The organism is uncultured Fibrobacter sp., assembly GCF_900316465.1.
GTDB lineage: Bacteria > Fibrobacterota > Fibrobacteria > Fibrobacterales > Fibrobacteraceae > Fibrobacter.
The window spans coordinates 78,213-101,406 of the sequence record NZ_ONDD01000005.1; the positions used below are offsets into that span (position 1 = coordinate 78,213).

A 23,194-nucleotide genomic window follows, 5' to 3' on the forward strand; every position below is an offset into this window, starting at 1 on the left:
ATGTTGCGCCCTTGAAACAACGGGCGTTTCTTTTTGCACCCAATGTCATGCCGGGCTCTCCTTTTCGTACCCAATAAGGCACTTTCCACCTCCACAGCAAAAACATCTGCGAAATTGGCACGCCTTTTGCTATTAGGTGGGTGTAAACAAAAAAAGGGTGCCAAGCCGAGGCAAACCGCCAAAGATTGGACCCACATCCAAAGAGGTTAAAATTATGACACAGTTTATTCCGAGCACTTTCTACGGTATCCAGAACTTCCTTGACAACTTGAACGCCTGCAACGCCCAGAACGAATGCAGCTACACGCCCAAGGCCGACTACTATGAAGTCGACAACGGCTTCATGCTTGAAGTGGAACTCCCGGGCGTTAAAAAGGAAGACTTGGACATCCAGGTCGAAAAGAACATCATCACCGTCAAGGCAACGCGTAACCGCAAGGAAAGCAAGTTCACTTACGAGCGCAGCTTCCGCCTGGCCGACGATATCGACACCGAAAACATCAAGGTATCCCTTGAAAACGGCGTCTTGTCGTTCGCCTTGTCAAAAAAGCAGACCGCAGCCGCCCGTAAATTGACGATTGACTAAGCCTAAAAATCCCTCAAAAATACGCGATTTTGCCCCCTAAAAAGGGCAAAAATCGTGTAAAAATTTCTCTTTTTCATCATGCTCCTTCCCCAAAAAGGCCCCGAAAGGGGTCTTTTTGTGTAAATTTTTAGTTATGGACAGTTTGTCAACGAGCCCCAGTAATTTTTCCGGAACAAATCACCCCAAGGAATATATTTTTGGGGTAGAGGGCTAAAGAGTGTTTTGGGCCCAAAAAGGAGTAAGTATGGGAAAGCATTTCTCAACGCTGTTATCGACAGCACTTGTTGCCGCATTGTGCGGCACCGCATCTGCATATACATTGAACGGAACTGTCACCGGTAAAGACGGCAAGGCAATCCAGGGAGCGGACGTAAAGCTCATCAAGAGAAACAAGTCCACCAAGACCGACGAACAAGGTAAATTCACCTTCCAGGAACAGACAATCGGTCTTGCCCAGGCTCGCAGCGCCGGCGGATTCAGCGTCACCAATGGCGTCTTGAACTTCACCCAGAACGGCAGCAATCCGGTTCAGGTCAAGATTTTTGACATGGTCGGCAACCAGGTCTTCGCACAGACCTTCCAGGGTTCCGGTTCCGTGGACCTGAATTCCGTCATTGAAGCCCAGGGCACCTATCTCGCCCGCGTCAAGCTCGGTTCTGCACAAGAAACGATCCGCTTCAACGCTTCGGGTAGCTTCTCGGGTTCTGCAATGCAGAAGCACCAGGCTCTCGCAAGACTTTCCAACGATCAAGACACCTTGATGGTCGCTTTCGAAGGCTATGACACCCTGAAGTCATTCCTCCCGAACCTCGATACGACCGTGAGCATCAAGCTTAATGAAGTCTCTTCTGAACCGACATTCAAGTTCGGTTACGCAATGAAGAACACCCCGACCCCGAGTAAGGGCTGCGGCACGACTTCCAAGCTGCAAAAGACCAAGAGTGTCGAAAACGGCGACCGTTTCGAAATGAGAGTCGGCAGCGACAACCGCGAATACTTCATCACGCTACCGAAGAACTACGACAACAAGAAACCTTACAAGTTGCTCTTTGCCATGCACTGCATGGGCTCTAACGCCGAAGACTTCGTCCACCACTATGCGGACCAGGACCATCCGTCTCCGTACTACGGCCAGCAGAAACTGGATACCGAAGGCAACTACATCTTCGTTTCTCCGCGTGGCGATACCGACGGTATGCCGTGGAGCGTATCTAGCGACAAGGACCACAAGTTCATCGACCAGTTGCTTACGACTCTCGAAGAAAACTACTGCATTGACACCAGCCGCGTGTTCATGACGGGCTTCAGCTTCGGCGCCATGGTCACGAACTCCATGGCCCAGGACATGCAAGACCGCCTGCGCGCAGTCGCTGTCTATGCAACCGCCGACTACAACATCTACTTGCCGAAGAACAAGGGCTTGCCCATCGCCTGGATGGCAGTCCACGGCAAGAATGACGGCACCTGCCAGTACAACCGCGCTCGTGACAGTGCTCTCAAGCGCATCCTCAAGAACAACGGTAAGGCCGATGCAGATGGCAACTTCACCGATGCCAGCGCTGAAAAGCCGAAGGAAGTCGGTGGCAGCGGACACCTCTGCTATGATTTCACAACCGTCGACGAACGCTTCCCGGTCAAGTTCTGCAGCTGGAATGGTCAGCACCAGTGGACCGCCTACGACAACGGCAACTGGCAGAACACCTGGGTGCCCGAAGAAGTCCACAAGTTCTTCGAACAGTTCTAAAATTTCCTACACACACACTCCAACCTCAAGGGCGTACCATCAACGGTACGCCCTTTTGTTGTAGTTTTCGGTAAAAAACATTTTGTAGATAAATCGTCCATAAGCACGGTACATTTCTATGTAACATTCACCCTTTTTCAGATTAATTTATAAGAAGGTCTGGTGAAAAAGGAGTCATGATGAAAACACCTAATCTTTTAACTGCCGCTTGTCTTTTTGCATTATGCGGCTATGCTTCTGCATACACTTTAAACGGCACTGTTACCACTAAAGACGGCAAGGCCATTCAAGGGGCCGACGTAAAGCTCGTCAAGAAGAACAAGGCCACCACCACCGACGAACAAGGCAAATTCACCTTCAAGGAAGAATCGGCCCATTTGAACGCGGTTCGTAGCGCCGGTAGCTTTAGCCTTACCAACGGCATCCTGAATTTCTCTCAAAACGGGAACTCCCCGGTACAGGTCAAGGTTTTTGACTTGGTCGGAAACCAGGTATTCGCACAGACCTTGCAGGGTTCCGGATCCATGGACCTGAATTCCGTCATTGAATCTCAAGGCACCTACCTCGCCCGCGTCAAACTCGGCTCTGCCCAAGAAACCATCCGCTTTAACGCCACGGGCAATTATTCGGGTTCTTTCAAGCAAAACAGAAACGCCCTCATGAAAACTGACGGCGTCGATAAGGACACTTTGAGCGTAGCTTTCGAAGGCTACGATACCGTAAAGGTTTACCTCCCGAATCTCGACACCACCGTCTCGATCAAGATGGAAGAAGCGTCGACTGAAGAAACATTCAAGTTCGGTTACGCACTCGGCAACGCGCCGACCCCGAGTAAGGGCTGCGGCAGCAACTCCAAGTTGCAAAAGGTCAAGAGCGTCGAAAACGGCGACCAGTTCCAGATTCGGGTCGGTAGCGATACCCGCGACTACTTTATCACACTCCCCAAGAATTACGACAATACAAAACCGCACAAGGTTCTCTTTGCACTCCACTGCTACGGCAGCCGCGGCGAAGACTTTGTGCATCACAAAGCAGACTACGACCATCCGACACCGTACTATGGCCAGCAGGTGCTCGACAAGAACGGCGACTACATTTTCGTTTCGCTCGACGCCATTGGCGGTGTCTGGACCAAGGGCCAGGGTGACCACGATTTCTTTGCCCAGACGCTCACCACTTTGAACGATAACTACTGCATTGATACTAGCCGCGTGTTCATTACGGGATTCAGTTTCGGCGCCATGTTCAGCTATTCGCTTATGCAGGACATGCAGAGCCGCGTGCGTGCAGCCGCCACTTACGCCGTAGCCGATTACAACATCTGGCTCCCCGAAGGCAACAACATGAAGAACCTGCCGATTGCCTGGATGAACGTCCACGGCGTGAACGATGGTCGCTGCGATTATAACCGCGCGAAGAACAGCGCCCTCCCGCGCATCCTAAAGCGTAACGGCAAGGCAGACGCGAATGGCGACTTCACTGACGCAAGTTCCGAAAAGCCCAAGGAAGTGAGCGGCAACACCGGCCACGTGTGCTACGACTTTACGACCGTCGACGAACGTTTCCCCGTCAAGTGGTGCAGCTGGCCGGGTGACCACCAGTGGACCGCTCACGATACCGGTAATATGGGCGTGGGTTGGAACTGGGAAAGCACCTGGGTTCCCGAAGAAGTCCACAAGTTTTTCGAACAGTTCTAGAATTTCCTATATACACCTCCTAAAACAAGAACCCGCCGAAATTGGCGGGTTCTTGTTTTAATACTCACAGAAAAAAACTTAAATCAGTTTTTCTACTCTGCTGCAGAGGTCTTCGGCTTCAGCCGCAGTCGGAGCTTCGGCGATCACGCGGATCACAGGCTCCGTGTTGCTGGCGCGCACATGCACCCAGGACTTTTCCTTGCCAAGCCACAGGCCATCGCGTTCATCCATGGTCCAGCCAGCAAATTCTGCCTTGACCTTCGGCAAGATGTCTGCGACCTTCTTGTCGCCAAGTTCAAACTTTTTCTTGGGCATGGCGTAAGACGGATTTTCGGCAACGAACTTTTCCGGGCCGCCGTTATGATGTGCCATCCAGCTAAGCACGAGTGCTGCAGCCACCAAGCTATCGCGGCCGTAGTGGAGTGCCGGCAGAATCACACCACCGTTACCTTCACCACCAATGACGCAGCCCTTTTCAATCATCTGCAGACTCACGTTGATTTCGCCGACCTTGGCGCGGCTGAATTCGCAGCCATACTTTTCGGCAACGTCTTCGTTCATGCGACTTGTAGACAAATTAACGCATACACTACCCTTCTTCTGGCTAAGCACTTCTTCAGTTGCAATAGCGAGCGTGTATTCTTCGCCAATGCTCTGGCCAAGGCCATCGACAAGAGCGCAACGGTCAGCATCGGGGTCCACGGCAAAGCCCACGGCGCAACCGTTATCCTTTACAGCCTTGCGCAAGTCGCCCAAGTTCTCGGGAATCGGTTCAGCACCACGCGGGAACGTGCCATCGGGTTCGCAGTGCACGCGCACCACTTCGCAACCGAGCTGTTCCAACAGGCGCGGCACAATGTAGCTGCCCGCACCGTTCACGGCATCCACAGCCACCTTAAAGTGCTTGGCCTTAATGGCTTCCACATCTACAAACGGAATCTTCAAGGTTCCGTCGACATGCACGCCGTCGGCATCCTTCATGAATTCATACTTGCCCATGCCGCGGTAATCCGGATACTGGAAGTTATCGGCATCGGCCAATTCGAACAACTTCTTCACGTCATCGGGACCCAGGAACAGGCCCTTGTTGTTCAAGAACTTGAGGGCGTTCCATTCCAGCGGATTGTGGCTTGCAGTAATGATAATACCCGCATCGGCCTTCAGTTCGGTCGTGAGGATTTCAACGGAAGGAGTCGTCGAAAGACCGACTTCTACAACATCTACACCCGACAGACGACAGATACCTGCGACAAACTGGCTAATGGCGTCGCCCGTCGGGCGGCTATCGCGGCCGATCACCACACGCTTGGCCTTGGTAATCTGCAAAAAGGCACTCACATGGCTCTTAAGAACTTGAGGGGTAAGGGTATCACCCACGATTCCGCGGATACCCGAAATAGAACGCATTAATTTAGACATGAGTTACTCCAATTTTACCAAAAAGATACAAAAATATTATCTATAATTAAAGAGCTATCGGGTTTAATACAATGAATCCTTTATTCAATCTAGAGAGCATCTACGTTGCAAACATCATCGGCATTATCTTGCTAGCCGTCATGATCGTCTGCAATCTCTGGCGTCTGCAAAGTAAGACTCATGCCAACATGAATCTACTGGCCATGATGTTCCTCACCTTGCTCAGTTGCGTTGCCGACCCGATCTCTTACACCATGAAAGGCCTGCCGGGGCTCCTCCCGAAAATCGCCGTCTACGCCACCAGCACCTGGCTCTTTGCAGCCAACATGCTTTCCGTGTTTTGCTGGAACCGGTTCCTCGCCTACTACCTGAACGGCAGCATGTCCAGAAAGAACCGCCGCATGCTGAACGTGACCGTATCCATCGGTTTGCTTCTTCTTGTCATCAACTTCTTCCATCCCATTGTCTTCTCGATCGACGCAGACAATCTTTACTCCCGCGAAAAGTTTTATTTCTTCTTCTTGATCATCGATTACCTTCTTGTCATCAACAGCCTTATCACTTACTACAAGAGCAAGAGAAACGGCGGCATCCTCAAGTTTTTCCCCATTTGGGTGTACATCGTTCCCATCCTTTTAGGCGGAGTCATCCAATCCCTCTTTTACGGCATCTCCGTCGTTCCAACAAGCATCGCCATTTCGATTGCAGGAATTCTCGCAAGCCTGCAAAACGAAATGATCTACCGCGATGCGCTCACAGGCATTTTCAACCGGGCCTATCTGGACTACAAGCTCAATAAATTCGCAAAGCGCCCGAACAAGCAAAGCATCACGGGCCTCATGCTCGACCTGAACGGCTTCAAGAAAATCAACGACGACCTGGGCCACTCCGTCGGTGACGAAGCCTTGATTGCCACGACAAGAATTCTACAAAGGGCCGTAGGCAGCCACGGAATCGTCATCCGCTACGCAGGCGACGAATTTATCGTCCTCATCAATACACAAGACGACTCCGAGACCCAGACCTATATCGACAGAATACAGAAGCTTTTTGAGAAATACAACCAAGATAGCGAAAAGCCTTACAAGCTAACCGCATCTATCGGTTCACACAAGCTAAACCTCAAAGAAGAAAGCGTCGATAGCTTCATCAATACCATCGACTCCCGCATGTACGAGAACAAGAAGGCCTTTTACGCCTCCCATAGGGTTCTAGACCGCAGAAAGCACTAAAAAACTCTCTTTGTATTACACGGTATCACAAGAACGCGGGTTCTTACATATTTATTACCTTTTTTGCGAAAAAGATATTATATTAAGGGTGGGGAATCGTATGGAACCGACTTTTGAACTTACAGCGGTTTACGCAACAAATATATTCGGGATTGTGTTACTTGCCGTTTTAATGGCAGGCAACGTTTGGCGCTTTCGTGAAAGAGGATCCGAGAACGCCTACCTTCAGCTGTTACTCTTCTTCACGTTCTGTACCTGCGTCCTAGACCCCATTGCCTACACTGCAGACGGTCGCCTTGGAACAATCGCCCGCATCGTCGTTTACGGCGGCAACGATCTTCTATACCTCACCAACATGTTCAGCTGCTTTTTCTGGCTTCTATTCCTTGCAGAGCACTTGAACTTCCGTTTTTCGATCGCGCACCGCAACATTCTCGGTTTCATCGTCGTACTCGGGGTAGTCCTTGTCATCATCAACAATTTCGTCCCGATTATTTTTGACATCTCTGCAAACAATGTCTATACCCGCAGATACTTCTGGATCTACACCATTATAGATTACGGGCTCATGCTGGACAGCCTTATCATCTATTTCATTTGCAAGCACAAGGGCGGTCCTCTTAAATCCTTCCCCATCTGGATTTTCTTCGCCCCGATAATTGCAGGCACTGTCGCCCAATCCCTCTTTTACGGGATCTCCGCCATCTCTTCGTGCACGGCCATCGCAATTGCGGGAGTGTTCTCGTCCATTCACGGCGAGCGCGTCTATAGGGACAAGCTCACCAACGTTTACAATTATGCTTACCTGGCAAACCTTGGCCGCGCCTACAAGAAAAAGAAAGAACTGCACGTCACGGGCATTCTCGTAAACATCAACGGATTCAAGAAAATCAACCACGACTACGGCAGAGTTATAGGCAACAAAGTGCTTGTGCAAATGACCAAGATCTTAAACCGCGCCGTCGGTGAACTCGGGCTCATCATCCGCTATTCCAGCGACGAATTTATCGCATTCATCAACACCACCAACGAAATGGCCGTGAGCATGTGCATTACGCGTATCCGTTCCAGCCTCAACGAGCTCAACTCCTTTAGCAAGTCCTACAAGCTCACCACCTGCATTTGCAGCCAGAGCTACGATCCTTCCAAGAGCATGGACGATTTCATCGACGAAATCACCAGATCCATGGAAGAAGAAAAGACCAGCTATTACACGCAGCTGCAATACAACCGCCGCAATGGCGAATAATCCGATTACTTTAAGGCAGCCTTGATATCGTCAACAGAGTTGGCGATTTTTTGTTTGTTGTTCCAGATACGCATGAAGGTCTTGCCATAGTGTTCGACCACCACGCGGTTATCGAGAATAAGCACCTTGCCAGAATCTTCTTCGGAGCGGATCAAGCGACCAAGGCCCTGACGCAATTCCATGAATGCTTCGGGGACAAAGAATTCCTTGAACGCATTCTTGCCTTCGGCCTTCATCTTGTTGGTGATTCCAGCCACCAGCGGATCCACCGGGTTCGGGAACGGGAGCTTCGGAATCACGAGCAGCTTTAAGGCATCGCCCGGGAAGTCCACGCCTTCCCACAGGCTCTGGCAGCCGAGCAGGCATGCCCCACGAGACTTACGGAACATCGCCACAAGGCCATCCAGGGCGCCGTCGACATGCTGGCACAAGAGCAGTTTGCCCTTTTCGGCAAAGAGCGGAGCGAGGGCCGCCTGCGCCTTCATCATGGCAGACACGCTGGTAAAGAGGACCATCGTATTTTCTTCGACTTCGGGCAGGATCTTTGCAAGCGTATCGTTCACGGCATCGTTATATTCAGGTGCCGAGGGCTTGGGCAAGAACTTTGCGACAACCACCGAGCGGTTTTCATCGTTCTTTGCAGATTCGTTATACACGCGCAAGAACGGAGATTTCTTTCCGCCCGGGGCGTCCATGCCCATCTTTTGCACAAAGTAAGTCAAGTCGCCCTGAACCGAAAGCGTCGCCGAGGTAAATGTGGCAGACTTGATCCACGGATAGAATTTTTCTTTCCAGGTGGAGCTTGCATCGAGCGGGCTTGCATGCAACTTGATGGTGTGCGGGTTGAAAGGTTCTTCCATATAGAAGGCCCAATCTTCGCGGCCCGCCTTGGTAATGAATTCAAAGTCCTGCAAGAAGCGAGAAAGTTCGGTCATGCGGCCGCCCACGTCGCTCAACAAGCCCGAAAGAGCCTGCTGTGCACGCACCGAGGCGGCCAACGTATCGGCAAGCTTGATTGCATTGAGGCCCTGTTCAATGAAGGCGCTCGGGTCGGCTTCGTATTCGGCCAAAATGCCCGAAGTGTAAGTAAAGCCGTTGCGGGTATTTTTCTGCTTTGCAAGTTTCTTGCCAATCTTCATGAAGAATCGGTGCAAAGCCTTTTCGGTTTCAGAAAGCGATTCCGAAAGGTTTACGCAGAGCGCGCGGATTTCCGTTTCTTCGACAGGAAGGCGGCGCTCGATTTCAGCCAACAAGCCATCGCGATTTTCGTTTTCATGTCCCTTCGACGGAACAAGGGTCTTGATGATGTTTCTGAGCGCAAAGAAAGAAATGGTGCGGCCAAATGCCTGGCGGCTCACCTGCGGAAGTCTATGGGCTTCGTCGAACACGATGTGTTCGTAAAGCGGGAGCAGGGCAAAATCGAGGCCCATGTCGGCAAGGAACAGCGAATGGTTTACCAGCACCAAGTTGGAATTCATGGCGCGGCGCTTGGCGGCCAATGCCGGGCACTTGCCGTAATGCGGGCACTTTTCGCCGAGGCAAGACTTAGCAGAGCTAGCAAGCTTTGACCAAAGCACGCGATTGCGGCCCTGGCTAAAGGAATTGCATTCGTTCACGTCGCCCGTTTCAGTCGTAAACACCCACGGCACAATCGCCATAAAGGAATCGCGTTCGTCGTGCAGCAACAGGCTCTGCGGGGCCTTCAAGATTTCTTCGAACTTGCGAAGGCAAAGGTAATTTTCGCGGCCCTTGAGTACGGCCGATTTGAGCTTGCCGTCAAACAGGCTTGCAACCAGCGGAATATCTTTACTCCAAAGCTGTTCCTGCAGTGCCCGGGTCGCGGTGCTTATCACCACGCGCTCGCCCGACACTGCCTTGCAGGCGGCAGACACCAGGTAGGCAAGCGACTTGCCCGAACCGGTCGGGGCTTCAAGCACGCAAAGGCCTCCCTTGTGCATGTTGCGTTCCACCACCGAGGCGTAATCTTGCTGGTTATGGCGGATCTGGAAATTTTCCACCTTCGTTGAAAGGAGGCCGCCTTCCTTAAAGAATTCACTGACACGCGGGGAGCGTTCTTTGGCCGGAGCGTCTTCGAGCGGAACATCCGGCAACTTGTACTGCGGAAGTTCAGTAGCCCCTTCCGATTCGTTCCAGACCAGCGCCCAGTCCGAACCCCTGGCAACCTTCGCCAAGGCATTCACAAGCCACGGGTCCGCACTTGCAATCTTTTCAAGCGCCATCACAAAGAGCTCGCCACACGCAATGGCATCCGGCAAGGCGCGGTGCGCGCGGCTCCGCTCAATGCCCAGTTCCTGCACCAAGGTATCCAGGCGATGATTCGGCACATTCTGGTAGGCAATGCGAGAAACCGTGAGAGAATCCCACACCGGGTGATTATCGAACGAAACACCCACCTTGGCAAAAGTCTGTTTCAGGAACTTGGAATCAAACATCGCATTGTGCGCCACAATCGGCAAGTCCCCAATGAACGAATAAATCTTCTGGGCTACGGCCGCAAAGGGTTCCGCATTTTCAAGGTCAGCGTTGCTGATACCCGTAAGGCTTTCGATAAAGGGGCGAAGCGTTACACTCGTCGGCTTAACCAAATAATCGACCGATTCTCCTTCTACTCCATTTTCAAAGCGAACCAGCGCCACCTCGATGATTTCGTCTTTTTCAAAATCGAGGCCCGTTGTTTCCAGGTCAATTGCAACGAATGATTTCATTTCCATTAGAATCCTCTTAAAAACTTTTTGCCGTCATCGCTACAGCGCAGGCACCACATCAGTCAAGCTGTCCAACACATTTTCACCATTCTTGACTTTCAGCGTATCGTTAATGGCTCGCCACGGAGAACCATAACGGAGCGGGTCCACCGAACCGCCATCCGGCAACATCTTGCCTTCTTCGGGCAAGTAATAATCCATCAGGTAAGCACCTTCAACCAAGTCGCCAAAGCTAAAGCTTCCATCGGCCTTGCAGTTTTCAAAATAGTAGTTCTTGGTTTCTGCAGAAAGCAAGCGCACCACCGTCTTCGCAGAACCGCCCGGAATCTTGCCGTTCAACTTGGCGAGCTTAAGCTTGCTCACCGTTTCAAACTTTTGCAAACGCTGGTACTTGAGTTCTATCACCGTATCGCGTTTTCCGTTGCTGTCGGCAGCGGCAAGGGTCGTATCCATATAGCCCATCAAGAAATTCACCGAAATATCGGTACCCCACGGCGCAGGCTTTTCAACCGCAAAACGCACCGGGTCCATCTGCTTCACCTGAACTTGAGTCGTGTCCTTATTGATTGCGATGTAGAACGTCTGTTCCAAGGAATCGAGCTTGGGTTTGTCAAAGTACACCACCAGCGAATCATCCGGGAACAAGGTCCTCGCCTTGGAATTCGCCCTTACGCCAGCCACCTTCGGCGGGAGCGTATCGCCTTCCATCTTCTTCCATTCCCACTCCACTTCGTTGCGGAGCGTATCGAGCGTGCGGAACAGGGAATCCTTCGCCGCCAAGCAAATGAACTTGTAAAGCACTTCCTTTTTCGGCGCGGGGTCAAAATAGAACTGCGGCCTGTTGGTACTTGAGCCCAGATAAACCAGTTTCGGATAAAGCTTCTTGTTTTCGGGAGATTCCAAGTAGCAATTTGAGGTATCCGTAAAAGCGGAATCGAAGTACACGTTACGCGTAAAGGTCGCCTCGAGAACGTTGGCGTACGGCTGCGTCACCGAAGAAAGTTCGAGCTTGGTCGTATCCATGTCGGCAATGGCAAGCCACAAGGTATCCTTCGTTTCAGCTGTCAATTCCAAGTCACCTGTCCAAAGGCCCACCTGCTCTGTCGAAAGCTCAATCTTTTGGTTACCGTTACCATCCATAAAGGCAACGACGCGGTAATGGCCCGCCTTAAGCCCTGTAAGCGTAAAATGGCCGGCACTGTCTGCGCGCGTCACGTACAGCGGAGGTTCCTTCAAGAGCATCGGTTCCTTGCTCAGTTCCTTCGTTGTCGTATCGCGGTACTTGTCCAGGTAATGCTTGGATTCACGTTCCGCGCCCATCAAAAACAAACCGATACTCGGGTATTCCTTTTTGCGGGCCATGGTCTGGTCCACAAGCACTCGGCCCGAAAGCGTCAGCGAATCGATAATCGAGCCCGTCGAGAAAACCACGTGGAAGGGCTTTGCCAAGGCATTGCCATGCAAGTCCTTGATGCCGCCTGCAAAGGTCACGGTGTAAGTCGTTCCGGTATCGAGCACCGCACGCGAAGTGAGTACGAGCGTCTTGCCGCTCACTTCAAAGCGCAATTTCTTATCGATCGGAGGCGAAATGGAGACAGCGCTACGCGGAACAGACGCGTTAATCCATTCATCAAACTCGAGCTTGATCATGAGCTCGTTAGGGTGATTCGTCGTATTCGGAGCCGGATAGACGCCTGCAATACGCGGAGGCAGTTTATCTTCGGGCCCACCGCTTGGCGCCACCTGCGTTGCGCACGACAGGAATACCGTCGTACACAAAGCCGCCAAAGCAGCACCATATTTTTTCAACAACGAACGCATTAGTCAATCATCTGGATAATCTTGCCGAGACGGCCCCAGCGGATTCTAAAGGGCAGGCGCCACCAGGTAAACGGATTCTTCAAGGCGAAAGCCTCGTCGTCGTTTTCGAACGAGAAGTAAATCACGAATGCCTTGGCGCGAATATTGCGGAGCGATACAAAGCCCCAGTAGCGGCTGTCGGCAGAATTGTCACGGTTGTCGCCCATCATAAAGAACTGCGGCGTCTTGACCACATAGCTTTCAATGGGCTTGCCGCCCACGAGCAGCTTGCGGCGGATTTCAAACTTCGCCTTTGCCGGAGCATCGAGCGTATCGCCAGCAACGCCTTCCACTGTCTTCGCGCCATCTTGCGGAGCATCGACATCGACCAATTCCACCGTTCCGGCGTTATCTTCTTCGGCCTGGTTCAACAGAGCCACATTGCCTTCAAGGTCACGTAAAAGGGAAGCTTCGAACGCCATATAGCTCACCGGGCGCGTGAATCCACCCTGGATATTCGGGTCAATCATGGGCAAATACGTCATGCGCGAAAGTTCCTTGAAGTATGCAAAGGACATCGCGCCCGAAATCGTATCACCCTGCGTCAGGCGCTGCTGCAGCACCGTATGGTTTCTGCGGAAAAGTTCGTTCAGTGCAAGGCCGCGATCGTTTTCCACCGGAATCTTGAATTCCTCGAAATCGTAATTATTGATTTCAACAGAATCCTTCCACAGCGAAATATCGAGTTCCACCGTTTCATCGGGATTTTCTTGAGCAACCAGAGAACGCAGCCACCACAACTTTTCGAGCGACATTGATTCAACCGTAAACGTATCGCCCACAGACGGCACCACGAATTCATCGCGTTCATCGCGCGGAGAGAACGTACGGGCAGAAGCAGTGTACTTGCCGCGACCGGGCAAAGTGTCCTGCATCTTGCCATTCACGAAAAGACGACCCTTATGAACAGCAACCGTATCGCCGCTTACTGCCACGCAACGCTTAATGTAGTCCTTCGGACCATCGGCGTAATGAATCAAGTGCGGCTGGCCAGCCTTCGGCTCGTGATCCCAATAAAAGTTTCCGAACATGAGCGCATTGAACAAGTGCGTATAGCGCTGCGGGTTGCCATCGGGGTATTCCGGCTCACCCGGGTAACGGAAGATTACCACATCGCCCTTGGCAGGGTACGTGTAGCCCGGGAATTTCTGGTTGCTAAACGGAATCGGAGAGCCGTAAGTAAACTTGAGGCCCAGCAAAAAGTCTCCCGTATGCAAAGTGTCTTCCATCGATCCACTGGGAATCTGGAAAGCCTGAATCACATACTGAATCACAATCAAGGCGAGCGCCACCGGGACAATGATTTCCCGGAGCAGGCCCTTCACAAACTTTTTCCACGAAAACGGTTCTTTATTATTTTCCATCGGAATAAACTATTAGAGGTTACGGATTTTCTTGACGAGCGAACGGCTCACCACCAGCTGGGTTGCAGCCTTGTCGCGAAGCACCATCACCATGCGACCGGCATCACCCTTACGGCATTCGGCAATGTAGTCGATTGCCACAATATGGGAGCGGTGCACGCGGGTAAAGTGCCTCGGGTCCAATTTCTTTTCGAGCTCCACCAGCGGCGTATCAATCACGTACTGACCATTCACGGTATAGACGGTCGTGTACTTTTCTTCGCTATGGAATCGAATCACTTCGTCAATGTTCACAAACACAATGCGGTCGCCCACCTTCACTTGCAAACGCTGCAGGTAGAGGCCGCTCATATCCACAAGGTTACGCAACTTTTCCCAGTTCAAGTCTGAGGGAATCGTCGTGTCGTCCACCTGCGGAATCGCCTTGCGCAATTTTTCAATTGCAGCAGCCAAGCGTTCGGGCACCACCGGCTTCAAAAGGTAATCCACCGTATTTTCTTCAAAAGCCTTCAGGGCAAAATTGTCGAATGCCGTCGTGAATATCACAAGCGGCACATCGTCTCCCTGCAAAGAATGCAGAACTTCGAATGCATCCATGTCGGGCATCTGGATATCCAGAAACACCACGTCAGGAATCATTTCGTGAATCATCTTGACGGCCTGCGCACCAGAGCCCGCTTCCCCCAGGATTTCAATCTCGGAAGCATAAGGTTCCAAAAGCGAAATCATGCGCTTGCGAGCAAGCGGTTCGTCGTCAATGACAAGTGCAGTACACTGCATATTACTCCTTGGGCTGTCCTTCCTTCTTAGCCGAATCGACAGCAGCAGAATCTGTCTTCTTTGCAGCCGTCTTCGGCGCCACCTTAAAAATGCGAATCAGTTCGGATTTCATTCCGTCTTTATCTTCGTAAACCGTGCCTGCCGCCGTCATGTACTGCAAATTGCCGAACTTGGCTCGCTTAAAGTTCCAATGGCCTTTATCGCCCTCAAGAGACACCTTGATTGTACTGTCGGTAATGGAGTAAGTTCCCTTCAGGGAATCCGTTTCCATCGTGTCGCGCAAAACAAGCTGAATTGCTTCGACAGAGCTGTCTTCACCAAGCGTCATACGCACCATACGGCTGGTGCAGTCATCGCACGGCAGGCTACCGGAATAAAGCCCCGGAACATCCTTCGGGATTTCAATCGGCGGAAGATCCGGCAGGGGCTCGGACTTTTCTTCTTCGCAAGCCATCAGTGCAAAGACAGCAAGCAACGGCATTGCCATTCTTGCGACAGGGAGAACCACGGTTTTCAATATCGTCATGGTTCACAATTTAGCAATTTAAGTTTTAAGCAAACTTTTAAAACGCCTAAAATCCGGCGGAATAAACAACCCTGAAGCCAATCGTCTGACTATGGTACATGGGGTCTTTCTTGTCGCGTTCAGCAGAGGCAAGTGCCGGAGCCTTGTCAGACCAGCCACCCCCACGAATTCCTTTGTACTTACCCTCGGCAGGGCCCGTATAGTTGTCTTGCGAGGCCGTCGGATACGAGGCGTACCAATCGTTCACCCATTCAGCCACATTGCCAGCCATGTCGTATAGGTCAAACGCATTCGGAATATATCCGGCAACCGCCACAGGCCCTTTACTTTGTGCGTAATACGCATACTTCGAGGCGGCATCGGTATCCCAGTAATAAGTCGTCAAGGTTCCCGCACGCGCAGCAACTTCCCATTCCATTTCTGTCGGAAGACGTACAGTTGTAGCACTGTAATTTATAGAAACGTCAATCAGTTCGCCGCCATCGCTGACCGACTTGTATACATAAGCTGTATCTAGCCCGGCCTTTTTAGAAAGCGCATTGCAAAAAAGGGCCGCATCGTACCAGCTCACGTTGAAAATCGGATAATCGTCGCCTAAGGCATCCTCTTTAGGCACACTTCCCATTACATCGCGATACAGGCCTTGAGTCACCTCGGTTTTACCCATCGCGAACGCATTTATATGATAGCTGACCGATCCGCGAGAAAACGTAACAGCAGGAATACTCTCCATTTCAACAAGATCTTGAATCGAGTATTCCGAAGAATCCGAACCAGTCGAAGAGCTAGAAACATCCTTGTTGTCGGAGTTTTTATCCGGGCTTACATTACCGCCCCGATGGGACGTTGGCGACGTATCAGCAGAATCCCCATTCGCCGTACAGGCGACTAGGGAAAACACAGCCATGCCGGCCAACAAGAGTCCCATTCTAGACATTACTTCACCACTCCTACGCGGTAGAGTTTCTGCTTGGTCTTGCCGCTTTCAAATTTCACCTTGAGACGTGCGGTATAGACATCAGAACCCAGGTCCTTCAAATCAAGGTTATCAAACTGGTTGCGGCCCTGCTTTGCGTCACTCATTTTGGCCTTGAACACGCAAAGACCCGTAATGTCGTAGAGTTCAAGCGTTGCATTCTTTGCGGCCGCACCGATTTCAAAACGGGCCTTCGCCTTGCCACCGCGAACCGGGTTCGGGAACATGAAGAAGTCCGAAATTTCATCCTTCGCAGAAACCTTCTTTACATCGGCAAGTTTGGAAGCGTCAAAATAGCCTGTACGTTCATTACCGCCAGCGGGGAGTGCCCATGCGGCATCCGATTCTGCGGCATCGCTAGAAGCCTTGCGCAGGCGGAAAGCGGTCACGCCGTCGCGATGCAGTGCGTAAAGTTCCGGGCCCTTCGATTTCTTGTCAGACACAGCATTTGTAGCAAAGATGCTCATCGGCTGAATCACGCTTGTCGAATCCATGTCTTCGTAGCTGCCAGCCGCAAGCGGGAAGCCATCTGTCACCTGCTTGCCCTTGCCTGTAAACGCATACACCAGGCCATCGCTGCTTGGCACCAAAATTTCAGGCGTATCGTCGCCATTGACGTCCACCAGAATCGGGTCGCTGAAGAATCCGTAAACAGGAGCGCCGCGACTAATCTTCACCGGGAAGCCCGCAATCGGAAGGCCCGAACGGTCAAGCGCATATACCAGGTTATCGCCCAGGAACACAATTTCAGGATAGCCGTCGCCGTTGATGTCACCGATAGCAATGCCGGAGGTTTCATGTTTCAGGCCACTCGTGCCTGCGGCGCCGCGCTTGTATGTTTGACGCAAAGAGAGGGATTTCTTTTTTCCGACAGCATTTTCCACTAGCACCAAGCCCTTGCTGCCCACCGCGACAACTTCATTCACGCCGTCACGGTCCAGATCGGTACAGGCAACACGGAACGATTCGCCCGTTTTAGAGGAACCGATTACTCCACGACCTTGCACATAAACCGTTCCTGCGCTAGTTCCATAGGCAAACAGTTTCTGACCATCAGACTCCCCGCAGTAGGCCACATCAACAACCTCTTCGGCAAGTTCATCTACGGTTTTCATCTTGTTGTCTTTGATGCTAAAGGCCATCTCGCCTTTCTCAGTTGCAAAAACAACTTCATCGTCGACAATCATCGGCCCTGCAGTCGCCGTGTTCACATCAAAGGTCTGCTGCACCGGAAGCCCACCAATAAAGGACGTCTTCACGAGTTTATTCTTGTGCAGGCTATAAACATCCTTGCCATCGCTTGCCATGCCCACCAGCGGTCCGTAGCTTGCGCCCACGCGGTAAAGCGGCACTTCTGTTTCGGAACTATTGCGGTTCAAGGTCTTCTGCACAACCGCGGTATCTGCCGGGAACAAGGTGTCGCCCATCGCATTGAATACCTGGAGCGTTCCATCCATGGCGCCTACGACCAAGAGTTTTTCGCCGTCTTTTTCAGGATCATCTACAAACACGGCGCCACGCACGGCAGAGGCAAGGCCGATCTTGCGCGGGAATTCAGCACCGTCGATGCTTCCGTCGTCAATGCTAATGGTCACGCTAATCTTTTGCGCGCCAAAGTTCACCACGCTATCGCCCATGAACGAATTAGAGGTCTTTTCAACACGGGCACCCTTCGGCACATTCACCGCAATCTTGATTCCGGTATAGCCGCCCTGGGTTGTCATGGTGTTCGCATAACCGGTAGAACCAATCGTCTTGACCGTATCGAACTTTTGCTTGGAATCCTTGCCCGGCTTGCGCAAGTGCGGCAACAAGTCCGTACCCGAGCCGTAGTCATAAGTATCTTCGCCAAGGGCATTCTTGAACGTCTTGCCAATGCTTAAAATGCCGTCGGCTTCCACCATCGCGATACCGAACTGGTGGTCACGCAGGGTATCGCCACCCCAGAAGTTTGCAATGCCGTATTCCAAAGTTTCGCGCAAGTACCAGTCATTCACGCGCCACACCACAATGCCGCTCGCCGGGAGGCCCGCATCGTAGCTGCTAATGTCAACGATAACGCCCTTCGCCTTTTTCTTGTTGGCCTTGCACTTTTTCGCACAATCCACGCTATCTTCAAAAACCAGATGCAAGCTGTCTACAGGCACGGTCTTGATTGTCGTATCGGAACTTTCGCCCGCACCGCTCAACGACACGCTGACTTCGCCTTCTTTATTCCAGCTACGCTGGCGGTTTTCAATCAGCAGGTATTCACTTGCAGAAAGCGGAACCTTCACGATTTCAGTTCCAGATCCCGTTCCGGCAGCCGAAATTTCGACTGTCACAGGCTTACCCGCCACCGGGCGCACTTCTTTTACCGGAGTCCAGCCCATGTAGGCACGTTCCCATGCCGCCGGCAGCGAAGGCAAGAACCCATTGCCCGCGTTGTAGCCCGCAAAGTCCATCACGTCGTAATAACCCAAGCGGCTAATGCCCTTCACCACATCGTAGGTATTCGGGAGCCCAAGTTCGCGCGCGATCTGGTTCACGATGATTCCGTTCACGCCCCAGTTCAGGCCGTCTTGCGACGCGGTTTCGCTCGTGACCATGATTGACTTCAGCGTATCGATGGCAGCGCCCTTCAAAATCAGACCCTCGGCCACCAGCGAATCCTTGCCATTCGCCTTCTTGCCTTCCTTATGGAATGCCGCATTCTTGATCGAATCCGGCAAGTACTGCCAGGCGGACTTGTCAATGTACACATCCATGAAGTCGCCCGGCGTATCGGCGCCGCGCGTTCCCATGCTACCGCCATCGACCAGGCGGCTTGCGCCCGCATGGATAATCATGTAGGCACGCTTGGTATTCGGGTTTTTCGAAAGCGGTTCCTTGAACGGAGAATCGCCCGATTCGTGCGCTGCCATTACGGCGTCATAAATAAACTGCAAGTAGTCGCGGCTGCGGGCATCGTCGAATTCCGCGGTCTTTTCGCCTTTCATCTTACTCGTGCGGTTATAATCGATAATCTGCTTTTTCAGCTTGTAGGCGCTCGATTCCTTCGGATAAATATGCGCATCGATCACCACATTGCCGTTACTCGCCTTGTTAAAGTAGGCGTTGGCAAATTCAAAATGCTTTCTCCAGTAAGGAGCGCTGTTTCGAACCCCCTGCGGGTCCAGGCTATAGGCATCTTTCTTCGCCTTGTCCGAATCAAAAAGCCCCGTTCCTGTCGTCAGGCTGTTATCTGTCTTTTCTTCGGCAAATTCCACACGAATGGCAAACACCTGCAGCGTATCTGCCGCAAACGTCGTCGCTAAAGAGAATAGCCCAAAAACCAATGCAAAAATCTTAGCATTCAACTTCATAACCATAATTTACAAAATAGACGAAAACCTAGACGCGACTCATTCTAGATTTTTGACACAACGGACTGGATTCGCCGAATTTTTCAGTCCGGAAGACATTGACAAACGCGTCGAATACGCATCAAAGTAGGCGATTTCCGCCATTTCATTTTCAAACGCGAGTCCGGCATACATATCCTCTCTAAACGACCAAAAACCGGTATAATATTTATTGGCTTGAAAACTATACTGGTAGGTAGAAACCGGCAATATCGAGAATCCGTACTCATCCGTACCGTTTCCGCGTCCGTCCCACCCCTTGTTCGATTTAAGGAGCGTCCCCGCCACGGACACCCCTCCTATCTCTCGGGCGAGATATTCCCATTCATACCTATCGGGCAAATGCCACCCTTCGGGGCATACCCCACGCACCACAGAACTCAGATATATCTTTTCGGAACAATAAACGTCATAACCGCAGCCTTTACCCATTTCACTAAACATGGCTACGCTATCCATCGCGGCACTCCACAGATACAGGCGCCCATACACGTCACAACTGTCAGTCTCGTTAAAAGGACAAAAACTCGACGAATCCAATTCAGCCGTTTTCTGCGTATAACGGTAATTCAAGTTTTCAGCCATCCAGGTAAAGCCAACTATCGTCACCGTCTTATAGACATGTCCATCGCGGGAATCTGTCATTGTCCCCATTTCAAATTCAACGGATTTGCGGCGCGCATTATCCTTATAATCAAAAGACGGTTCCATGGAATCGGGCATAAACCCTTCGGAATCCATAACGCAGCGAACAGAAGCTGCACCTTGGTCGTCACCGCATTCATAATCCCCGACGTCAAAACCATCTCCAATAATGACTTTCATCCCGCACCGATCCGCCTGCGAAGACGCCCAGAAATATCCAGCATCCCGATCATCCACATAGTTGGCATCCCAGCTTTTATATCCCCCGGCACGAGCTCCAAAGCCATAAGTATCAAGTCCCCCTTTAGGGCAAGCGTCATCAAAATCGCACCATTCTTCACTCTGCGATTTTAATTTATGCACAATATCCGTTCCAACAAAGGCAAAAAGAGTATCCCATTCCGCAAGCGATGGCAAATGCCACCCTTCAGGGCACACGCCACGCATTACTGGAGCCAAGTCGCAGGAATCTTTTTCGGCACAGTCAGGCCTACCTACGGCAACATACCACGGATACAGTTTTCCATACGTATCGCAATATTCAAACTTGTCATCAAAGCAAAAAGAATCACCCGCTTCCAGCCTTAAATTTTCCGCCATCCAAGTCTGGCTGCCTATCATCACCGTCCTGTATGATTTCCCATCGCGACGGTCAACCAAGTTCCCGTAGGCAACCGACAGATTCCATTTCATAGGATTCTTCTCGGTGACTTCCGATTCATCATCTTGCTTAGCAGAAGTTGTATTTGAGCCATCGCCACTACACGCAGCCAACAGCGCCATCAAGGCAAAAAGCCACAAGAATTTTTTCATACACCCCTCTCTTATTGCTTCTACTCACAATTTATAAAATAGAGCTTTCCCATCTATCGCGATTTCTCGTAGTACGGGGCTTCAGACGTAGATTTGTAGCTTCGATCGCCGGGTTCTTCCATAACACACCGAACAACCAGCTTATCCGACTTGCTGCGAGAGGCGTATGTGCTAAACGACACCGATGCTCCATCGCTATAAATTGCATTTTCAATAATCAAGGCATACGCATAACTGGAACTGGCCTCGGCATACCACATCCCCGTCACATGGCCTTCATCTTTACTTTTGAGTTTGCTGATGTCTCTAGGCAAAAATTCCATATTCAAGCAATCCGTGCCTTTAAAATAACGTATCGAATCAGCAGACCAACCCGTTTTTCCGACAAGGCATTCATCATACCCGCCATATGCAGAGAGTTCTTGTCTATCCCAGTAGGTAGGCAAATGCCATCCTTCCGGACACACGCCCCGAATCATGGCGCTTATTTCGCCATTATTACTGCCATTACCCGTCGCCGTATACCACGAATAAAGAGTATTCTCTTTATATTGCAAATCTTCTTGCATCCATAAATGGTCGCCGATACCGACAGTTCTGTATTCACGTCCGTCACGGCTATCGGTCATTGTACCGGTATGTTGACTTTTACGATTCCAGTAGCCGCCCTTACAAACATAAGTGACGTATTTTTTCTTCAGCTCCTCATTTTCTCTGGCGGCATTGCATTCCTTGGAAAAATACCTCTTGCTATTATCTTTGTAGAGTTCCCCATTTCTGCAAACATACAAATCCCTATACGGATTTAACGAATCTGTATGGAGATAGTTGTCCACATGGCCCCAAAGCGTGTCTCCATCAACCTTGCACTTTCTTCCGGAAACGTCATATTCTACATAAGTGGCTTCAACCCACCCCGTCGAGTCACACACATAATAAAATTTTTTATTTCCATCCGGATAGAATGTCGTATTGCCGATTTTAGAGGCGTCGCATTCTTCAGTCAGAATACTGCAGGGCCATTTTTGGCTGCACACAAACACGGACGAACTGGACTGTGGTACCGAACTGGAACTCGGCAATCCTGCGGAAGAACTGGACTGGACATTTTGAGAAGAACTCGAAGCAACCGTTTTGCCAGAAGAGCTGGAATTTGTTTTTGAGGAACTGGAGCTCTTCGAATTTTCTGAAGAACTCGATTTAGAGGACTTTTCCGAGGAACTGGACTGAGCCTTCTTTGCAGAAGAGCTTGACTTAACGAGCGAACTCAACGATTCCTCTACGCTGCTGGAGCTTTCGAGCTTTTCGCCAGAGCTATCGTCATTGCCCGAGACAGAATCTTCAGAGCACGCCACAAACAAGGCGGTCAACGCGCTTAATAAAAATATTCTGTTCATCACCCCCCCCTTCTTAATTGAGAAATTTAGTCCCCGACCCGCTTGAAACTCTTGGGGATATTCAAGCGCCAGGTTCCTGAACTGAACGATTTGTTGCGAGCAATCTTCTTGATTTTTATTTCAAGGAATTTCTCGCCGTCTAATTCAAATATAATATTTGACGGCGTTTCTACGCCCTCGAATTCCTTGAAATCATTAAAATGGATCGTTTCGGTCTTGCCGCCGCGACCCATGCGCGAAATCCAGGCGACATGTTCGCCCTCTTTTGCAAAACGGAAGGCCCTACCCATCTTTTCGCGGGCATAGATTACGCCTTCCACGCGCGTTGAATCTTCGGGCGGGGCAACTTCTTCGTAGCCTTCGGGCAATAAGCGCCCGTCAAAAATGTCGGCCACCTGGTGAATATGCACCATCGGGAGCGCATCATTGTTCAAGAGCCCCACCATATAGCCTACGCCCTTCATGTAAAGCTTTTCCGTCGGGAAGGTCATCTGCCAGCCTTCTTCTTGCCACAGGAGCGAGGCCACCCCGATTCCCAGCGGGCCCGTGAGTTCCATACGGTAACGCTTGCCCGGCACCGAGAATATCACGGCATCCAGTTCCTGCGTCGTGGCATTTCCTGTCGCCGTATCTTGTTGAACAATCGTGAGCAAGAATTTGGCTCGTAGGCTATCACGCGGAGCTTCTTGAACGCTGTCAGCCGTAGCGGCTGCAGGCTCTACCACAGGCTTTTTACCCGCGCACCCGACAAGAGCGCAAAGAGCGAGCAAGACAAATAATTTCAAAAGAAACAAGCG

16 protein-coding genes are annotated in these 23,194 nt (G+C 51.2%); 5 read left to right on the forward strand and 11 right to left on the reverse strand.

The genetic code is table 11. The features are described 5' to 3' along the window. Positions 1-214: 214 nt before the first annotated feature. From QZN53_RS03220 to QZN53_RS03230, 3 genes are all read left to right on the forward strand, one after another. Positions 215-586, forward strand: coding sequence for an Hsp20/alpha crystallin family protein (locus QZN53_RS03220; protein ID WP_072801051.1), 372 nt, complete (start codon positions 215-217; stop codon positions 584-586). A gap of 244 nt (positions 587-830) precedes the next feature. Then, entirely contained in the window at positions 831-2,330 is a 1,500-nt protein-coding gene (locus QZN53_RS03225) for a T9SS type A sorting domain-containing protein (protein WP_163437471.1), read from the forward strand. Positions 2,331-2,509: 179 nt separating this feature from the next. Beyond that, positions 2,510-4,027 (forward strand): T9SS type A sorting domain-containing protein, encoded by a 1,518-nt coding sequence (locus tag QZN53_RS03230; protein ID WP_294651589.1) that lies wholly within the window; start codon positions 2,510-2,512, stop codon positions 4,025-4,027. Positions 4,028-4,105: 78 nt separating this feature from the next. Here QZN53_RS03230 and glmM read toward each other — a convergent pair whose 3' ends face one another. Next, positions 4,106-5,446 (reverse strand): phosphoglucosamine mutase, encoded by a 1,341-nt coding sequence (gene glmM, locus QZN53_RS03235; protein WP_163437474.1) that lies wholly within the window; start codon positions 5,444-5,446, stop codon positions 4,106-4,108. Positions 5,447-5,517: 71 nt separating this feature from the next. On the opposite strand from glmM, the gene QZN53_RS03240 reads away from it, so the two are divergent. Continuing rightward, positions 5,518-6,678, forward strand: a complete 1,161-nt coding sequence (locus tag QZN53_RS03240; protein WP_163437476.1) for a GGDEF domain-containing protein — start codon at positions 5,518-5,520, stop codon at positions 6,676-6,678. Between the two features lie 100 nt (positions 6,679-6,778). Further along, a complete protein-coding gene (locus tag QZN53_RS03245; RefSeq protein WP_163437478.1) occupies positions 6,779-7,927 on the forward strand; it encodes a GGDEF domain-containing protein in 1,149 nt (382 codons plus the stop codon). A 5-nt stretch (positions 7,928-7,932) separates the two neighbouring features. On the opposite strand, the gene QZN53_RS03250 is transcribed toward QZN53_RS03245, so the two are convergent. The 10 genes from QZN53_RS03250 to QZN53_RS03295 are packed head-to-tail and all read right to left on the reverse strand — an operon-like array spanning position 7,933 to position 23,167. Then, positions 7,933-10,659 (reverse strand): helicase C-terminal domain-containing protein, encoded by a 2,727-nt coding sequence (locus tag QZN53_RS03250; protein ID WP_163437480.1) that lies wholly within the window; start codon positions 10,657-10,659, stop codon positions 7,933-7,935. Positions 10,660-10,692: 33 nt separating this feature from the next. Next, complete coding sequence (locus QZN53_RS03255; protein ID WP_163437487.1) at positions 10,693-12,474, reverse strand: Ig-like domain-containing domain; 1,782 nt, start codon at positions 12,472-12,474, stop codon at positions 10,693-10,695. Continuing rightward, complete coding sequence (gene lepB / locus QZN53_RS03260) at positions 12,474-13,877, reverse strand: signal peptidase I (RefSeq protein ID WP_163437489.1); 1,404 nt, start codon at positions 13,875-13,877, stop codon at positions 12,474-12,476. The genes QZN53_RS03255 and lepB overlap by 1 nt, the downstream gene beginning before the upstream one ends. Positions 13,878-13,889: 12 nt before the next feature. Further along, positions 13,890-14,657, reverse strand: a complete 768-nt coding sequence (locus QZN53_RS03265) for a LytTR family DNA-binding domain-containing protein (RefSeq protein ID WP_163437491.1) — start codon at positions 14,655-14,657, stop codon at positions 13,890-13,892. Between the two features lies 1 nt (position 14,658). Continuing rightward, entirely contained in the window at positions 14,659-15,183 is a 525-nt protein-coding gene (locus tag QZN53_RS03270; RefSeq protein WP_294651596.1) for a copper resistance protein NlpE N-terminal domain-containing protein, read from the reverse strand. A gap of 46 nt (positions 15,184-15,229) precedes the next feature. Continuing rightward, positions 15,230-16,120, reverse strand: a complete 891-nt coding sequence (locus tag QZN53_RS03275) for a formylglycine-generating enzyme family protein (protein WP_163437493.1) — start codon at positions 16,118-16,120, stop codon at positions 15,230-15,232. Beyond that, positions 16,120-19,503 (reverse strand): FG-GAP-like repeat-containing protein, encoded by a 3,384-nt coding sequence (locus tag QZN53_RS03280; protein ID WP_163437495.1) that lies wholly within the window; start codon positions 19,501-19,503, stop codon positions 16,120-16,122. Before QZN53_RS03280 ends, QZN53_RS03275 begins: the two co-directional genes overlap by 1 nt. 39 nt (positions 19,504-19,542) lie before the next feature. Beyond that, positions 19,543-21,000 carry an FISUMP domain-containing protein gene (locus tag QZN53_RS03285; protein WP_163437496.1) on the reverse strand — a complete coding sequence of 486 codons (1,458 nt, stop codon included), beginning with the start codon at positions 20,998-21,000 and terminating at the stop codon, positions 19,543-19,545. 53 nt (positions 21,001-21,053) lie between these two features. After that, on the reverse strand, positions 21,054-22,397 hold the full coding sequence (locus tag QZN53_RS03290) for an FISUMP domain-containing protein (RefSeq protein WP_163437498.1): 1,344 nt from the start codon (positions 22,395-22,397) through the stop codon (positions 21,054-21,056). 26 nt (positions 22,398-22,423) lie between these two features. Then, positions 22,424-23,167 carry a hypothetical protein gene (locus tag QZN53_RS03295; RefSeq protein WP_294651602.1) on the reverse strand — a complete coding sequence of 248 codons (744 nt, stop codon included), beginning with the start codon at positions 23,165-23,167 and terminating at the stop codon, positions 22,424-22,426. Between the last annotated feature and the right edge of the window lie 27 nt (positions 23,168-23,194).

Bases quoted from the DNA above. Each gene is read 5' to 3' on its own strand.
- QZN53_RS03220 (WP_072801051.1), top strand. From the start codon at position 215: ATGACACAGTTTATTCCGAGCACTTTCTACGGTATCCAGAACTTCCTT.
- QZN53_RS03225 (WP_163437471.1), top strand. From the start codon at position 831: ATGGGAAAGCATTTCTCAACGCTGTTATCGACAGCACTTGTTGCCGCA.
- QZN53_RS03230 (WP_294651589.1), top strand. From the start codon at position 2,510: ATGAAAACACCTAATCTTTTAACTGCCGCTTGTCTTTTTGCATTATGC.
- glmM (WP_163437474.1), bottom strand. From the start codon at position 5,446: ATGTCTAAATTAATGCGTTCTATTTCGGGTATCCGCGGAATCGTGGGT.
- QZN53_RS03240 (WP_163437476.1), top strand. From the start codon at position 5,518: ATGAATCCTTTATTCAATCTAGAGAGCATCTACGTTGCAAACATCATC.
- QZN53_RS03245 (WP_163437478.1), top strand. From the start codon at position 6,779: ATGGAACCGACTTTTGAACTTACAGCGGTTTACGCAACAAATATATTC.
- QZN53_RS03250 (WP_163437480.1), bottom strand. From the start codon at position 10,659: ATGGAAATGAAATCATTCGTTGCAATTGACCTGGAAACAACGGGCCTC.
- QZN53_RS03255 (WP_163437487.1), bottom strand. From the start codon at position 12,474: ATGCGTTCGTTGTTGAAAAAATATGGTGCTGCTTTGGCGGCTTTGTGT.
- lepB (WP_163437489.1), bottom strand. From the start codon at position 13,877: ATGGAAAATAATAAAGAACCGTTTTCGTGGAAAAAGTTTGTGAAGGGC.
- QZN53_RS03265 (WP_163437491.1), bottom strand. From the start codon at position 14,657: ATGCAGTGTACTGCACTTGTCATTGACGACGAACCGCTTGCTCGCAAG.
- QZN53_RS03270 (WP_294651596.1), bottom strand. From the start codon at position 15,183: ATGACGATATTGAAAACCGTGGTTCTCCCTGTCGCAAGAATGGCAATG.
- QZN53_RS03275 (WP_163437493.1), bottom strand. From the start codon at position 16,120: ATGTCTAGAATGGGACTCTTGTTGGCCGGCATGGCTGTGTTTTCCCTA.
- QZN53_RS03280 (WP_163437495.1), bottom strand. From the start codon at position 19,503: ATGAAGTTGAATGCTAAGATTTTTGCATTGGTTTTTGGGCTATTCTCT.
- QZN53_RS03285 (WP_163437496.1), bottom strand. From the start codon at position 21,000: ATGAAAAAATTCTTGTGGCTTTTTGCCTTGATGGCGCTGTTGGCTGCG.
- QZN53_RS03290 (WP_163437498.1), bottom strand. From the start codon at position 22,397: ATGAACAGAATATTTTTATTAAGCGCGTTGACCGCCTTGTTTGTGGCG.